We start from the raw sequence: 1014 nt of genomic DNA, 5'->3' as shown, positions 1-1014 counted from the left end.
ACCAAACTAGCCGAAATCCTAGGTGTTACTCCTGGAGATACCCTAACCGTGGAAGTCCTGGAAGGAAGCCGTCCCGTGCGTCAAGTTCCTGTAGTCGGCTTGGTGGATGAACTCCTCGGTGTCTCAGTATATATGGATATCCATGCCCTCAACCGACTGATGCGAGAAGGACAAACTATTTCTGGTGCTTACCTCTGTGTTGATCCTCACCTTGCTAGTCAGCTTTACTATCGCCTCAAACGTCTACCGGCTATTACCGGTATTAGCACCCGTGAAGCTAGCCTGGAAAGCTTTGAGGAGATTATTGCTAAACCTCTGCAAGTCTTCACAGCAGTACTAGTAATTTTTGCCTGCATTATTACCTTTAGCGTAGTCTACAACTCAGCACGGATTGCCCTATCAGAAAGAAGACGAGAATTAGCCAGTCTCAGGATTATGGGATTCACTCGTGCTGAAATTGCCTTGATTCTCCTAGGTGAACAAGTTATTCTTACCCTACTCGCCCTTCCAATTGGTTTTGGACTCGGATACGGTTTAGTTGCTTTAATGTCTCTTGCCTATAATTCTGAACTTTACCGTTTTCCCTTAATTCTTACTAAATATACCTATGCTTTTACATTTGTTATCGTAATAGTAGCAGCATTCTGTTCTGGGTTAATTATCCGTAGACAGCTGAATCGTCTGGACTTAATCGCTGTTTTGAAAACCAGGGAATAAGCATCAACATGGTGATAGTTAGTAAGCTATCAGTTATCAGCTATCAGCTATCAGCTAATGCTTACAGTAGTAATTAAATAGTAGTAATTAAATAGTAATAATTAAATAGTAGTAATTAAATACTGTTGCGATCGCCTTTGGCGCGGCTTCGCCGATCGCACAATCAATTCCGCGATTTGAGACACTTCATGAAGCACCTTCCTCAACGGCTAACTTACCTTATGGTTGGAGTTGGCATCATCACAGTAGTTGTCCTAGGATTTCGTCCTGCACCGATTCGGGTTGATCTAGCCGAAG

Annotated in this window: 1 protein-coding gene; it reads left to right on the top strand. The window is 43.0% G+C overall.

From position 1 onward, the window contains the following. Positions 1-717, top strand: a 717-nt coding sequence (locus F6K49_RS52925; protein WP_293111149.1) for an ABC transporter permease, incomplete at its 5' end; no start/stop codon positions are given. Positions 718-1014: the final 297 nt, after the last annotated feature.

It is taken from the genome of Moorena sp. SIO3I6 (genome assembly GCF_010672095.1).
This window is presented reverse-complemented; position numbering and strand designations above follow the sequence as displayed.